This window comes from Photorhabdus viridis (assembly GCF_040256935.1).
Classification (GTDB): Bacteria; Pseudomonadota; Gammaproteobacteria; order Enterobacterales; family Enterobacteriaceae; genus Photorhabdus; species Photorhabdus viridis.
The window spans coordinates 17696-33452 of record NZ_JBEJZY010000024.1 but is presented as its reverse complement, the minus strand read 5'-3'; the positions used below and the strand labels follow the sequence as shown (position 1 = coordinate 33452).

General features: G+C 46.0%; 11 protein-coding genes and 1 pseudogene. 3 read left to right on the top strand and 9 right to left on the bottom strand.

The genetic code is table 11. The features are described 5' to 3' along the window. Positions 1-6: 6 nt before the first annotated feature. Positions 7-3231, top strand: coding sequence for a carbamoyl-phosphate synthase large subunit (carB, locus tag ABR397_RS11995; protein ID WP_350305940.1), 3225 nt, complete (start codon positions 7-9; stop codon positions 3229-3231). A gap of 80 nt (positions 3232-3311) precedes the next feature. Here carB and ABR397_RS11990 read toward each other — a convergent pair. Beyond that, positions 3312-3428, bottom strand: a pseudogene (locus ABR397_RS11990) (LysE family translocator); the annotation flags it as partial. A 178-nt stretch (positions 3429-3606) separates the two neighbouring features. Here ABR397_RS11990 and folA point away from each other — a divergent pair. Continuing rightward, positions 3607-4092, top strand: a complete 486-nt coding sequence (gene folA, locus ABR397_RS11985; protein WP_350305939.1) for a type 3 dihydrofolate reductase — start codon at positions 3607-3609, stop codon at positions 4090-4092. A gap of 45 nt (positions 4093-4137) precedes the next feature. On the opposite strand, the gene apaH is transcribed toward folA, so the two are convergent. The 6 genes from apaH to lptD form a co-directional block, all read right to left on the bottom strand. Beyond that, positions 4138-4965 carry a bis(5'-nucleosyl)-tetraphosphatase (symmetrical) ApaH gene (gene apaH, locus ABR397_RS11980; protein WP_350305938.1) on the bottom strand — a complete coding sequence of 276 codons (828 nt, stop codon included), beginning with the start codon at positions 4963-4965 and terminating at the stop codon, positions 4138-4140. Between the two features lie 2 nt (positions 4966-4967). Further along, positions 4968-5345: a Co2+/Mg2+ efflux protein ApaG gene (gene apaG, locus ABR397_RS11975; RefSeq protein ID WP_350305937.1), complete on the bottom strand. Its 378-nt coding sequence runs from the start codon at positions 5343-5345 to the stop codon at positions 4968-4970. A gap of 12 nt (positions 5346-5357) precedes the next feature. Next, positions 5358-6176, bottom strand: a complete 819-nt coding sequence (rsmA, locus tag ABR397_RS11970; RefSeq protein WP_350305936.1) for a 16S rRNA (adenine(1518)-N(6)/adenine(1519)-N(6))-dimethyltransferase RsmA — start codon at positions 6174-6176, stop codon at positions 5358-5360. Continuing rightward, on the bottom strand, positions 6169-7161 hold the full coding sequence (pdxA, locus tag ABR397_RS11965; protein ID WP_350305935.1) for a 4-hydroxythreonine-4-phosphate dehydrogenase PdxA: 993 nt from the start codon (positions 7159-7161) through the stop codon (positions 6169-6171). The genes rsmA and pdxA overlap by 8 nt, the downstream gene beginning before the upstream one ends. Further along, a complete protein-coding gene (gene surA / locus ABR397_RS11960) occupies positions 7148-8449 on the bottom strand; it encodes a peptidylprolyl isomerase SurA (protein WP_350305934.1) in 1302 nt (433 codons plus the stop codon). Before surA ends, pdxA begins: the two co-directional genes overlap by 14 nt. Before the next feature lie 69 nt (positions 8450-8518). Further along, positions 8519-10843, bottom strand: coding sequence for an LPS assembly protein LptD (gene lptD, locus ABR397_RS11955; RefSeq protein ID WP_350305933.1), 2325 nt, complete (start codon positions 10841-10843; stop codon positions 8519-8521). A gap of 183 nt (positions 10844-11026) precedes the next feature. Here lptD and djlA point away from each other — a divergent pair, with 183 nt between their 5' ends. Then, positions 11027-11848 carry a co-chaperone DjlA gene (gene djlA, locus ABR397_RS11950; RefSeq protein ID WP_350305932.1) on the top strand — a complete coding sequence of 274 codons (822 nt, stop codon included), beginning with the start codon at positions 11027-11029 and terminating at the stop codon, positions 11846-11848. Between the two features lie 232 nt (positions 11849-12080). Here the strand turns inward: djlA and rluA are convergent, their stop codons facing one another. Both rluA and rapA read right to left on the bottom strand, forming a co-directional pair. Continuing rightward, positions 12081-12731 (bottom strand): bifunctional tRNA pseudouridine(32) synthase/23S rRNA pseudouridine(746) synthase RluA, encoded by a 651-nt coding sequence (gene rluA, locus ABR397_RS11945; protein ID WP_350305931.1) that lies wholly within the window; start codon positions 12729-12731, stop codon positions 12081-12083. A gap of 95 nt (positions 12732-12826) precedes the next feature. Then, complete coding sequence (gene rapA, locus ABR397_RS11940) at positions 12827-15733, bottom strand: RNA polymerase-associated protein RapA (protein ID WP_350305930.1); 2907 nt, start codon at positions 15731-15733, stop codon at positions 12827-12829. Positions 15734-15757: the final 24 nt, after the last annotated feature.

The following is a 15757-nucleotide window of genomic DNA, read 5'->3' as shown; positions in this document are numbered from 1 at the left end:
AATAAAATGGCAAAACGTACTGATATTAAAAGTATCCTGATCTTGGGTGCTGGCCCAATTGTTATCGGCCAGGCTTGTGAGTTCGACTACTCAGGTGCACAGGCTTGTAAAGCGTTACGAGAAGAAGGTTATCGTGTTGTGCTGGTGAACTCAAACCCTGCCACTATTATGACTGATCCAGAAATGGCGGATGCCACTTATATTGAGCCGATCCACTGGGAAGTGGTACGTAAAATCATTGAAAAAGAGCGTCCTGATGCGGTTTTACCAACCATGGGCGGACAAACTGCGCTGAACTGTGCGTTGGAACTGGAACGTCAAGGGGTTTTGAAAGAATTTGGCGTGACTATGATTGGCGCTACCGCAGATGCAATTGATAAAGCGGAAGATCGTCGCCGTTTCGATATGGCAATGAAAAAGATAGGCTTAGAAACCCCGCGTTCTGGTATTGCCCATTCAATGGAAGAAGCGCTGGCCGTCGCAGATAAAGTTGGTTTTCCTTGTATTATCCGTCCTTCCTTTACTATGGGAGGAAGTGGTGGCGGTATCGCTTATAACCGCGAAGAATTTGAAGAAATTTGTGAGCGTGGTTTAGATCTTTCGCCAACCAACGAGCTATTGATTGATGAATCTTTGATTGGTTGGAAAGAGTATGAAATGGAGGTGGTGCGTGATAAAAATGATAATTGCATCATCGTCTGCTCGATTGAAAACTTCGATGCTATGGGAATTCACACTGGCGATTCCATCACCGTCGCACCGGCACAAACGCTGACCGATAAAGAATACCAAATCATGCGTAACGCTTCGATGGCGGTATTGCGTGAAATCGGTGTGGAAACCGGAGGCTCTAACGTACAGTTTGCGGTGAACCCGAAAAATGGCCGTTTGGTTATCATCGAAATGAACCCACGCGTTTCCCGCTCTTCTGCGTTGGCTTCGAAAGCAACAGGTTTCCCGATTGCCAAAATTGCCGCCAAATTGGCGGTAGGTTATACCCTTGATGAACTGATGAATGATATCACTGGTGGTCGCACGCCGGCTTCCTTTGAACCTTCTATTGATTACGTAGTGACTAAAATTCCTCGTTTCAATTTCGAGAAATTTGCCGGCGCCAATGATCGCCTGACGACTCAGATGAAATCGGTTGGTGAGGTGATGGCGATTGGCCGTACTCAGCAGGAATCCATGCAAAAAGCGTTGCGTGGTTTGGAAGTGGGAGCAACTGGCTTTGATCCGAAAGTCAGTCTGGATGATCCACAGGCATTGACCAAAATACGCAGTGAATTGAAAGATGCAGGTGCGGAGCGTATCTGGTATATCGCCGATGCTTTCCGTGCCGGTATGTCGGTTGACGGTGTTTTCAATCTGACTGATATTGACCGCTGGTTCTTGGTGCAAATTGAAGAATTAGTGCGACTGGAAGAACAAGTGGCTGAACAGGGAATTAACAGCCTGACTGTCGATTTCCTGCGTTATTTGAAACGCAAAGGCTTTGCTGACGCACGTTTGGCGCAGCTGGTCGGTGTGGCGGAAAAAGAGATCCGCAAACTGCGTCACAAATATAATTTGTATCCGGTTTACAAACGGGTTGATACCTGTGCGGCGGAATTTGCGACTGATACTGCATACATGTATTCCACTTATGAAGATGAGTGTGAAGCCAATCCGAATAGTGACAAGCCAAAGATCATGGTATTGGGCGGTGGTCCTAACCGTATTGGACAAGGGATCGAGTTTGACTACTGTTGTGTTCATGCATCATTGGCACTGCGTGAAGATGGTTATGAAACCATTATGGTGAACTGTAACCCAGAAACGGTTTCAACAGATTACGATACTTCGGATCGCCTCTATTTCGAACCGGTCACTTTGGAAGATGTACTTGAAATTGTGCGTGTTGAGCAGCCAAAAGGGGTGATTGTTCAGTATGGCGGGCAGACTCCGTTGAAATTGGCCCGTGAGCTGGAAACCGCAGGTGTGCCAATTATTGGTACCAGCCCGGATGCGATTGATCGTGCTGAAGATCGTGAGCGTTTCAAACAGGCGGTCAATCGTCTCGGTCTGAAACAACCAGAAAATGCTACTGTAGCGACAATTGAACGAGCGGTTGAGAAAGGGAATGCGCTGGGTTATCCGCTGGTGGTTCGACCATCTTATGTTCTGGGTGGCCGTGCGATGGAGATTGTATATGACGAGGCTGACTTACGCCGTTATTTCCAGACGGCGGTCAGTGTATCTAATGATGCCCCGGTACTGCTTGATCGTTTCCTTGATGATGCAATAGAAGTGGATGTTGATGCTATCTGTGACGGTGAACGCGTGCTGATTGGCGGCATTATGGAACATATTGAGCAGGCAGGCGTTCACTCCGGTGATTCAGCTTGTTCACTGCCGGCTTACACATTGAGTCAGGAAATTCAGGATGTCATGCGTCAGCAGGTAGAAAAACTGGCGTTTGAGTTGTGTGTCCGTGGCTTGATGAATGTCCAGTTTGCAGTCAAGAATGACGAAGTCTACCTGATTGAAGTCAACCCTCGCGCAGCCCGTACTGTGCCATTTGTTTCTAAAGCTACCGGTTTGCCATTGGCGAAAGTTGCAGCTCGTGTGATGGTGGGCCAGTCTCTGGCTGAACAAGGCGCAACTCAGGAGATCATCCCGCCATACTACTCAGTGAAAGAGGTTGTACTGCCTTTCAACAAATTCCCGGGTGTGGATCCGATTCTTGGGCCTGAAATGCGTTCAACCGGGGAAGTCATGGGGGTTGGCCGTACTTTTGCAGAAGCTTTCTCAAAAGCACTATTGGGATGTAACTCCAAAATGCAACAGAGTGGCAGAGCTCTTTTGTCGGTGCGTGATGGTGATAAAGGCCGGGTCGTAGATTTGGCTGCTAAGTTGCTGAAGCAGGGCTTTGAACTGGATGCGACTCACGGTACGGCAGTTGTGCTGGGTGAAGCAGGTATCAATCCTCGCTTGGTGAACAAAGTTCACGAAGGGCGTCCGCATATTCAGGATAGAATCAAAAATGGTGAGTATAGCTATATTGTGAACACCACTGCGGGCCGTCAAGCGATTGAGGACTCCAAGCTTATTCGCCGTAGTGCACTGCAATATAAAGTGCATTATGACACCACATTGAATGGCGGTTTTGCTACAACAATGGCGCTGAGCGCAGATCCGACCGAGCAGGTGATCTCTGTACAGGAAATGCATGCGCAGATTAATAGCTAGTCCGTATTCTGATTAATTGAAGTAATAAAAAGGAGCGCTTGATTAAGCGCTCCTTTTTATATTAGGGCTTTAGCCAGTTTAAGATAAGCAGCTCCGGCGTATTTCATCAGATTAAACAACCACGGAGTGAAATCGGGACCGGGGAGAGAGCTACCCAAAGTTGAGATTGTGATGACGAGCAGCGATGTTTCCAGCATAATGTACCCTATAGTTAATATTATATTTGTTATTATTTTGATCAATAAATGTCTTAAACGACAAATCAAGTATAAATGAATTTTTTGTACTTAAGAAAGTGTTGATCCTATCGACTGGGTACATCCCTTTCCGTATAGTGTCACCAATTTTTATACTATTTGCCTATAAGGTGACTCAATGAATATCAGCTTGATCGCTGCTTTAGCTATGGATCGGGTTATCGGCATGGAGAATGCAATGCCATGGCATTTGCCGGGAGATTTGGCCTGGTTTAAACGTAATACATTGAATAAACCAGTCATTATGGGACGAGTAACTTATGAATCCATAGGTCGCCCATTGCCGGGTCGGCTCAATATTGTATTGAGTAATCAACCGGGTAATGATGAGCATGTCACTTGGGTTAGTTCAGTTGATGAAGCACTGGCTGTGGCGGGTGATGCAGAAGAGATTATGGTGATGGGGGGCGGCAAAATTTATGACCAGTTCATCTCGCTGGCTAGCCGTATGTACCTGACTCATATTGACGCAGAAGTGATAGGTGATACTCATTTCCCTGATTATGAACCAGATGAGTGGGATTCTGAATTTACTGAATACCATGATGCAGATGGATTAAATTCTCACAGCTACTGTTTTGAGATTCTACAACGCCGTATCTAATTGATAAAACACGCCGATGAAGCTTTCTTCACGGCGTGTCTGGCTTTAGTGCTGTTTTACGGCTGACAGGGATGGTTGTGTAAAATATTGCTTATCTTCCCAACGTAGCATTGTTAGCTCACCTCCCCAGCAACAACCTGTATCCAATGCATAAAATCTTTCTGATGTTCCCTGACCTTCCAGTGATGCCCAGTGACCGAAAACAATAGAGTATTCTGCTGAGATCTGCTGTGGCAGCTCAAACCAAGGTTTTAACGGCGCTGGAGCACTTTCGGGTTTATCTTTGCAAAGCATATCCAACTGACCATTTGGAAAACAGTAACGCATACGTGTTAATGCATTGGTACTGAAACGTAAGCGTGCCAGTCCAGAAAGTTCCGGTGACCAGTTATTCGGCATATCCCCATACATTGAATTGAGAAACAGGGGATAACTGCTACTATTGAGCATGACTTCAACTTCGCCAGCGCATATTTTAGCTGTTTCCAGATCCCATTGGGGCGTAATACCCGCATGTGTCATGACCAGTTTCAGATCGTCGTCACACTGTAATAACGGTTGTTTGCGTAGCCAATTAATTAATTCGTCTGCATCTGGAGCGGACAGTAATTCATTAATTTTATCTTTAGGTTTATTACGGCTGATCCCGGCATAAACGCCTAACAAATGAAGATCATGATTGCCTAATACTATTTTTGCGGCTGAGCCTAATTGTTTAACATACCGCAAAACTTCAAGAGAATCCGGGCCACGGGCAACTAAATCTCCGGTCAGCCATAATGTATCTTTTTGGGGATCAAAATTGGCTTTAGTTAATAAAGTTCGTAATTCATGATAGCAGCCATGAACATCACCGATCAGATAGGTAGACATAATTAATTAATCAGCGTTGAGATAGCCAGACGGAAAACCGGAATAGCAACGCGGAATGGATCACCATTGTGATCGACCATTTCATAATGGCCTTCCATCGTGCCTAAAGGCGTTTCCAATATAGCGCCACTGGTGTAACGGTATTCTGTACCTGGCAGGATTATTGGCTGCTCACCAACAACGCCTTCCCCCTGAACTTCAGTCTGGTGACCGTCGCTGTTGGTAATTAGCCAATAACGGCTGATTAGCTGAACCGGTTCGCGCCCAAGATTACGGATAGTGATTGTATAAGCAAAAACGAAACGCTGTTGCTCGGGATACGATTGGCTCTCTACATAAACACTTTGTACCTGAATAGAAACTCTGGGCGCATTAATCATGGTTGACTCCTGTTATGATTGCATTTCAGGTTGTGCCGATAACCAGTTTGCCATTTTGCAGTATTGCTCAACAGAGATATTCTCTGCGCGTGTACCTGGATCGATACCCAGTTCTGTGAGCTGTTCTACAGTGAAAAGATCACCGAGGCTGTTACGGATAGTTTTACGCCGTTGGTTGAAAGCCTGAGTAGTGATCCGGCTTAGCATACGAATATTTTTGACCGGGTGAGGTATGTTTTTGTGCGGTATCAGGCGTACAATTGCTGAATCGACTTTAGGTGCGGGAGTAAACGCGGTTGGCGGTACTTCCAGCACTGGGATAACCTGACAATAGTATTGGGCCATGACACTCAAACGTCCGAAAGCTTTGCTGCCGGGGCCTGCTGCCAGGCGGTTTACTACCTCTTTTTGCAACATAAAATGCATATCAGCAATAGCATTAGTATAGCTGAAGAGGTGAAACATTAACGGCGTGGAAATATTGTAAGGTAAATTACCAAAAACCCGCAGCGGCAACTCTCTTTGTTGAGACAATTCGTTAAAATTAACGGTCATTGCATCTTGCTGGATAATGGTCAGCTTATCTTTTAATCGCGGATGAACTTGCAGACGTGCTGCTAAATCGCGGTCGAGTTCAACCACGGTCATTTTATCCATGAGCTCGCCAACCGGTTCTGTCAATGCGCCAAGGCCAGGGCCAATTTCCAGCACTGCCTGGCCTGGTTGTGGATTGATAGCGGTAACAATACTATCAATGACAAACTGATCGGTTAAAAAGTTTTGCCCGAAGCGTTTACGGGCAAAGTGCCCTTGGTGGACTTTATTATTCATTACTGTTTTGTATCATTTTAATTGCTAAATTCAATGCGGTGATAAAGCTTCCCACATCAGCTTGACCTGTACCAGCCAGCTCCAATGCTGTGCCATGATCGACAGAAGTACGGATAAACGGCAGGCCCAACGTAATATTCACTGCTCTGCCAAAACCCTGGTATTTTAACACGGGTAATCCTTGATCGTGATACATTGAGAGAACAGCGTCTGCATGTTGAAGATATTTAGGCTGAAACAGGGTGTCTGCCGGTAAAGGCCCCTCTAATACAAAACCTTCTGTCCTTAGACTTTCTAACACGGGAATAATGATATCAATTTCTTCCCGCCCCATATGGCCGCCTTCTCCTGCATGAGGATTCAGGCCACAAACATAAATACAGGGTTTTGCCAGGCCAAACTTTGTTTTTAAGTCATGGTTAAGAATTGTGATAACTTCCCGCAGGCTATCGGAAGTGATGGATTTTGGCACATCAACAATGGGCAGATGAGTTGTTGCCAGAGCAACCCGAAGTTCCTCTGTTGCAAGCATCATGACAACCCGTTGACACCCACTGCGATCAGCAAAGAATTCGGTATGGCCGATAAAAGGCACGCCGGCGTCATTGATATTCCCTTTATGAACCGGTCCTGTGACTAACGCTGAAAATTCCCCGCTCAGGCAACCATCGCAGGCTCTTGCCAGAGTTTCAGTCACATATTTGCCGTTTTCCTGCTTCAACTCACCGGCGATTGCCGGTACATGAAGAGAAACTGGCAGTATAGTCAATGTTCCGGCTGCTTGAGGTTTGGGTGTTTTATCCGGAGAATATTCCAATAATTGCAGAGGTAAATTGAGTTGTCTGGCCCTGTCCAGAAGCAAATTGGGGTCTGCGCAGGCGACCAGCGGTATCGGCCAGCTTTGTTGAGCAAGAGCGACAGTCAAATCAGGCCCAACCCCGGCCGGTTCGCCGGGGGTAATAACAATAGGTTTATTGTTGCGCATCGCTGCCATCTAAAATTTTCACATAAGCTGAGGCGCGTTGTTCCTGCATCCAGCTTTGTGCTTCTTCGGTGAATTTACGGTTGAATAACATACGGTAAGCACGATCTTTCTGAGTAACATCTGTTTTATCGACTTTACGGGTGTCCAGCAATTGAATCAGATGCCAGCCAAAAGAGGAATGAACCGGTTGGCTTACCTCACCTTTATTCAGTCGCATTAACGCATCACGGAAGGCGGGATCATAGATATCAGGTGTTGTCCAGCCGAGATCGCCACCACGCAGGGCTGAACCGGGATCTTCTGAAAACTCTTTCGCGGCGTCAGCGAAATCCGTTTTTCCGCTGCGAATATCACCGGCGATTTGCTGCAACTTGGCGCGAGCCTGATCATCGGTCATGACGGGCGAAGTTTTCAGTAGAATATGACGGGCATGAACTTCAGTGACTGCGATTGTTGCGTTACCGCCACGAATATCATTGACTTTGAGAATATGGAAACCAACACCAGAACGGATTGGGCCAACGACCGCGCCTTTTGGAGCTGATTGCAGCTGCTCGGCAAACAGGGTTGGCAGTTCCTGAAGCTTACTCCACCCCATATTACCGCCTTTCAGGGCTTGTGGATCAGCGGAATAGGCGATAGCCAGTTTACCGAAGTCAACGCCATGCTTAAGTTCAGACATGATTTTCTGTACTACAGCCGTAGCTTTTTCCATTTGTGCCTGATCAGGGTTTTCTGGTAATGGGATCAAAATGTGGCTGATATTCAGTTCAGTATCATAGGCATTCTGGTTGCCAATTTGTTTCGCTAAGGTGTCAATTTCCTGAGGCAGAATGGTGACACGGCGGCGAACTTCATTGTTGCGCACTTCTGCGATTATCATCTCTTTACGGATCTGATTACGATAAGTATCGAAATTCATTCCGTCAGCAGCGATACGGAGTTTCATCTGATCCACGGTTATGCGATTCTGGGCTGCAATATTTGCAATTGTGGAATCCAGAGCCTGATCAGGAATGGTAATCCCCATCTGCTTTGCCATTTGTAGCTGGATATTATCCATAATCAGACGCTCAAGGATCTGACGATGCAGCATTTTCTCGTCCGGTATTTGCTGGCCTGCGCGTTGCGCATCCAGTTTAACGGAGTGTAAGAGGCTACTGATGTCACTTTCCAGTACTACCCCGTTATTAACAACCGCAGCGATTTTATCCATTTGCTGAGGTGTAGCGAAGGCAGTACTCACTGAAAACATCAATCCGAGAATGAGAGTTCTCCAATTCTTCATACTTTTCCCATCATATGTAGGTTCCGCAATAGCGGATTTATATTGTTTAATATCAAAGCGTTATTAGCATCAGAATGCACGCTGGTATGGCATAATGCCAGATTCCAACATTTTCTGGCTACCCAGACTATGATTGTTACTTAAGCCTCGGAGTTCAAAGTTAAATGACCATTTGTTGTCATATTCACTATTGTTGTCTTTCCAGCCAACAATTTTACGCTCATAACCGACGTTAACCGCCCAGCAGCAAGTATTGTATTGCAAGCCCATTAACTGGCTCGCAGGTTGCTGCTCTTTAGTATCATAGTAGTAAGCGCCAACCAAAGCCCAGCGATCACTCAACGGCCAGCTTGCAACCAGACCAAGTTGAGAAATACCTTGCTGGAAAGCTGGGGCATTTTTAGCTGTGGCCTGGATATAATCTCTGTCAACAAAACGATAGTTCAACTGCACAAGCCGGTCTGCATCACGGCGATATTCCAGTACTGTATTCCCCATCGTTACGCTGCCCAGACGGGTATCGTACTGCAAACCGCCTTTCAAGCCCCAGGAATCATTAATTTTCCAGTAAGTATCACCAGCCCAGGTCATCATACCTGTTCTGTCTTTACTGTTAATGATATTTTCCTCACCGGTGCGTGGACGTTCAAAGTAATAGATTTGACCTAACGACAGGTTAAAACGTTCAACCAAACCCTCATCATAAATACGGGTAGTAAGGCCGGTAGTCACTTGATTAGCGGATGAAATACGGTCCAGACCACCATAAAAGCGCTCACGGAACAGGCCGGTATAGTCAGTTTGCAGTAAAGATGAATCGAAGTTATTGATATTATCCTGGTTTTTGTATGGCACATACAGATACTGGACCTGTGGTTCCAACGTTTGAGTGTAATCGCTGTTCAGGTACGTTGAACGTTCAAACACCATTTTGGCTTCACTTTTGAACTGCGGCAGAACCCGGTTAACCGATTCTTTATATTCAGTATTTTCAAGAGCTTTGGGAATATCCTGCTGATAGTGAGTCGCCATCAGCTTAACTTCATTATTTATACTGGCCCAGCCATTGGAAAGTGGCAGGTTAATGGAGGGTTCCAAATGCCAGCGGGTTGCTTCCGGATTATCTTTACCTACACTGGTAAATTTTACCGCCTGACCATAGACTTTAAGATCAAGCGGCCCCAGATCGTTTTTGTAATAGTTCAGATCTAACTGCGGTTCAGCTCTGTAGGCTTTTCTATTGGTATCTTTAGAAAAAATCTGGAATTGTTTAGTGGATAAAGTGGCATTCCAGTTTTGTTGAGCATATCCCAGACTGAATTTCTGTGTAGCATAGCCGTCTGTAGTGGAGCCATATTGAGAACTGAAATCAGAAAAGTATTCAGGATCACTGACTTTGGTATAGTCGATATTAAAGCGCCATACCTGATTCATCACACCACTATGTCCCCAGTAAAATAACCAGCGATTATCACTCTCTCTGGCGGTACGTGTTCCTGCATTTTTATCTTTGACATACAGATCGTCATTATTCAGCCAGTCGAACGCAAGTGTACCTAAGCCGGCTTTCGTTAAATAACGGAATTCATTATCCAGTTTTAAACCACGTCTACTGATATAATGCGGCGTAATCGTGGCATCATAATTTGGTGCGATATTCCAGTAATAGGGAAGAGTAAATTCAACGCCGTTCTTTTTGGAATAGCTGGCGTTAGGAATAAGGAAACCGGAGCGACGCTTAGTGCCAATCGGTAATTGAAGATACGGACTATAAAATACCGGAACATTCGCCACTCTGAAACGGGCATTCCATATTTCAGCCACTTCTTCTTCACGATCGAGAATGACTTCGGAGCCAATAACGCTCCAGCTATCATTACCAGGCAGGCAGGAAGTAAAAGAACCATTATCCAGAATGGCATAACGGTTTTCACCACGCAGTTTCATTTTATCTGCGATGCCGCGTCCCTGACGTCCGACCATCTGATAATCGCTTTGATCCATATCTGTATCTTTATTATTTAAATTAGACCAAGCGCGTGGACCTTTCAGAATAATTTGGGGGTCGTCATAATGAACATTGCCCGTTGCAGTAGCAGTCCTTAGCGGAACTTCATCTTCTGTTTGATCAAGTTGTACCTTATCGGCGGTCAGCGTTTTATTACCCTGTTTAATATGGACATTACCGCTGAATTGAGCAGAGCGCGGATAATCTGCGCGTGAGTCATCTGCCAGGATATTGACAGGAAGTTGATTTAGATCGCCATTAATTATGGGCTGATCGTAAACAGGTATACCCAGCATACATTGTGCTGCGAGATCAGCATGTACATGCTGACTATAAAGTGCGGCCCATACCATTGTGGCCAGCAAAGTTGGATAACATTTCTTCATAGATATTTATGCGGTTCCGTCATCAGTGGCGTTATGCCGGCAAACCTCAAGAGACTAGCGCACTCAATGAATATGCGCCAGTGTAAAGTCATACCTTTATTTATCTTGCCGTTAGGCACGGAGCTGAATGAATAGTATGATAATGCAAAACTACACTCAGAGCATTGATGAATTGAGGAGTATATGCATTATTGGGGAAAATTGCTTGGGCTGATCTTTGGTGTCATGTCTGGAGCAGGCTTCTGGGGTATTGTCATTGGCCTGTTTATTGGTCATCTGTTTGATAGGGCCAATGTACGGAGAAACCAAGGTTTTTTTGCGAATAATCAGTCCCGCCAGATGCTGTTTTTCAGCAGTACCTTTCAGGTGATGGGGCATATTACTAAATCAAAAGGACGGGTGACCGAAACAGACATCCAACTTGCCAGCCAGTTAATGGACCGAATGCAACTTCACGGGCAAGCCAGGACTGCGGCCCAGCACGCTTTTCGTGAGGGGAAAGAGCTGAATTTTCCTTTGCGTGAGACACTCAGACAATTGCGTCGTGCTTGCTTTGGCCGGTCTGACTTAATTCGGATGTTTTTGGAGATTCAGTTACAGGCTGCATTTTCTGATGGTCAGTTGCATCCGAATGAGAGGAACGTGCTATTTATCATTGCTGATGAACTTAAGATCTCCCGTAGCCAGTTTGAACAATTCCTTGCCATGATGGAAGGTGGCCGCAATTTCGGTGGTGGTGGAGAGTGGCGGCAACAGCAGTATGGCCACTACCAGAGAACCGCTCAGGGGCCAACACTCGCGGACGCTTGTAAGGTGCTGGGGGTGCGTGAAAGTGATGACGTGACAACAATTAAACGCGCCTATCGTAAACTGATGAGCGAGCACCATCCTGATAAGCTGGTGGCAAAAGGTTTACCACCGGAAATGATGGATATTGCTAAACAAAAAGCTCAGTCAATTCAGGCTGCTTATGATCTGATTAAAAAAGAGAAAGGTTTTAAATGAACCCTATTTTCTTTTTAAAAACATCCAATTAACATATAGGGGAATAAATTCCCCTATTGTTATTGAGTTTATTTTTTATTCCTCTAAAATATTATAAAAATTTATATTTTCTACTTTCAATTAAAGAGGAATGCAAAAAATGGCAAATATCCGTATTCTCGTAGGTTATTTTGGCTTGGCCTTGTGCCTGATATTGGCTTCATTGAATTCGGTTACCGTATTTGTCTATTAATTAAAAATCGGCTTTACACTGAAAATGCATTGGGGTCCCATAGGCCGGATGGGTGATATAGAGCTCCTGTGCATGTAATTGCAGGCGAGGCGCCATTGCTCTTGCCTGCTGATGAGCGTAAAACCGATCTCCCAGAATAGGGTGCTCAAGCGCCAGCATGTGTACCCTGAGCTGATGTGAACGACCTGTTATCGGTGAAAGTTTTACCCGGGTCGCTTCATCTTCGTAAGCAAGTACTTCGTATTCAGTTTGAGCTGATTTTCCGGTTTCAAAACAAACTTTCTGCTTTGGTCTGTTCGGCCAGTCACAAATCAATGGTAGATCGACAATGCCGGTTTCCGGTTCCAGACGTCCCCAAATTCGTGCAATATAGGTTTTTTTCGGTTCCCGTTCACGGAACTGGCGTTTCAATTCACGTTCCGCATCTTTGATCAAAGCAACCACCATTACTCCGCTGGTTGCCATATCCAGCCGGTGAACAGATTCTGCTGTCGGAAACTGCTGCTGTATCCGCGTCATAATGCTGTCTTTATGTTCTTCTGCCCGGCCAGGAACAGAGAGTAGCCCACTGGGTTTATTGACCACAATGATGTGTTGATCCTGATAGAGCACATGTAGCCAGGGGTCGGTGGGAGGGTTATAAGCTTCCATTGAGGCTCCGGTAGCAGAATATCAAGGGAGGCACAGGAATGGGGGCTTGGTGAGGAACACCCCATCCCGGTCCAACCTCCGGGTATTTCTAATATTTACTGATGTGTAACAACAACAAGGCGGATAGCATCCAGACGCCAGCTTGCCTGATTCAGGTTAAGCAGTAACTGTTGGCGATTAGATTCAATCGCTTCCAACTCATCATCGCGAATATTCGGATTGACTGCCTTCAGTGCTTCCAGGCGGGAAAGTTCAGCCGTGAGTTTTTCATCAGCTTCCTGTTTCGCTTGTTCAATCAATGATTGAGCCTGTGTTTCTATCAAACCTTCTGCCTGTTGTAAAATAGCATGAACTTCCTTTTGTACCGCATTAACCAGTTTACTCGCAGTATGACGATTGACTGCGTTGAGCTGGCGGTTAAAGCTTTCAAATTCCACCTGACCAGCCAGATTGTTGCCTTTCAAATCCATCAATATCCGCAATGGTGTTGGCGGCAGGAAACGGGTCAATTGCAGATGTTTTGGCGCTTGTGCTTCAACCACATAAATCAGCTCTACCAGCAGGGTTCCAACGGGTAATGCTTTATTTTTCAAAAGAGAGACCGCACAGCTGCCGGTATCACCGGAAAGGATCAGGTCCAACCCATTACGGATAATCGGATGTTCCCAACTGATAAACTGGGCATCCTCACGGGACAGCGCTTGTTCACGATCGAATGTGATAGTACAGCCATCTTGTGGCAGCCCTGGGAAATCCGGAACCAGCATATGATCGGAGGGTGTCAGCACTATCATGTTATCGCTGCGATCTTCCTGATTAATACCAACGATATCAAACAAGTTGAGAGAGAAATTCACCAGTTCAGTATCATTATCATACTTTGCAATTTTTTCTGCTAACTGTAAGCCATGTTCTCCGCCATTGGAGTTCATTTCCAGCAGCCGGTCGCGGCCTTGCTCCAGTTGTGATTTAAGCTGTTCATGTTGTTGGCGGCATTGCTCAATAAACTCACCAAATTTATCCTGTTCATTCGGTTTGGCAAGGTAGTTCAGCAGAGTTTCATAATAGTTATCGTAGATAGTACGGCCTGTTGGGCAGGTGTGTTCGAATGCATCCAGACCTTCGTGGTACCACCGGATCAGTACGGCTTGTGCGGTATTTTCCAGATAGGGCACACTGATTTGGATATCACGGCTTTGGCCGATACGATCCAGACGCCCGATACGTTGTTCCAGTAAATCCGGGTTGAATGGCAAATCGAACATGACTAACTGGTTGGCGAACTGGAAGTTACGGCCTTCTGAGCCAATCTCGGAGCACAACAACACCTGTGCTCCCTCTTCTTCAGAAGCAAAGTAGGCTGCGGCGCGGTCACGTTCAACCAATGATAATCCTTCATGGAAAACGGCGCCGCGAATGCCTTCGCGTTCACGCAGTACCTGTTCCAGGTGCAGAGCTGTGGTTGCTTTAGCACAAATGACCAGCACTTTTTCATCGCGGTTTGCGGTCAGAAAACCAAGTAACCATTCTACGCGGGGATCAAAATTCCACCATGTGGCGTTTTCGCCTTCAAACTCCTGATAAATCTGCTCTGGGTAAAGCATATCCCTTGCGCGTGATTCCAGCGATTTTTTAGCGCCCATAATATCGGAGACTTTAATGGCTGTCTGATATTGGGTTGGCAGAGGTAACTTAATCTGATGCAGTTCCCGATGAGGAAAGCCTTTCACGCCATTACGGGTATTACGGAACAGAATACGGCTGGTGCCGTGGCGATCCATCAGCATGGAAATCAGTTCACTGCGTGCGGCTTCACTTTCATCACTATGACTGTTGGCTGCTTTCAGCAGAGGCTCAATATCCTGCTCACTAATCAGCTCACCCATCAGATTTAATTGATTATTGTTAAGTTGTTCGCCAGATAACAGCAGAGTTACGGCATCGGCAACCGGGCGGTAGTTTTGTTGTTCGTCAATAAAAGCCTGATAATCATGAAAACGGCTTGGATCAAGCAGGCGCAGGCGGGCAAAATGACTTTCCTGTCCTAACTGCTCCGGTGTTGCGGTCAGCAGCAATACACCCGGGATCTGTTCGGCCAATTCTTCAATAACCTGGTACTCTCGACTTGGCGCATCTTCACTCCAGGCCAGGTGGTGAGCTTCATCCACCACCATCAGATCCCAATTGGCTTCAAGCATATGCTCAAAACGTTGTTTATTACGGCGGACAAAATCCAGTGAACAAAGTATCAATTGTTCTGTTTCAAATGGATTATCGCTGTCATGTCGAGCTTCGGTATAGCGGCTGTCATCAAACAGAGCAAAACGCAGATTGAAACGGCGCAGCATCTCTACCAGCCATTGGTGCTGAAGACTGTCTGGTACAATAACCAGAACACGCTCCGCGCGACCTGCCAACAGTTGCTGGTGGATGATCATCCCGGCTTCAATGGTTTTACCCAAGCCGACTTCATCAGCCAACAATACCCTTGGCGCATGGCGCTTGCCTACTTCATTAGCGATATGAAGCTGATGGGGGATCAAGCTTGCGCGGATACCCCGCAGACCACTTTCAGCCAGTTTAAATTGTTCACTTTGATATTTACGGGCGCGAAAGCGCAAAGCAAAGCGATCCATGCGGTCAATCTGACCGGCAAACAAGCGATCCTGCGGCTTGTTGAAGGTGAGTTTGCTGTCGAGGAACACTTCGCGCAGACTGACATTTTCTTCCAGAGTATCAAGACGTGCACCTGTATAAATAATCAGGCCATTCTCTTGCTGGACTTCATCCACTTTGAGTTGCCAACCTTCATGGCTGGTGACAACATCCCCCGCGTTAAACATAACGCGGGTAATAGGAGAATCATTGCGTGCGTAAAGGCGGTTTTCACCGCTGGCAGGAAAAAGCAAGGTGACCATTCGTGCGTCCAATGCAACAACGGTTCCTAATCCAAGTTCGCTTTCTGTATCGCTGATCCAGCGTTGACCGAGGGTAAATGGCATAAATTTTGACTCAGTTTCTGTTAG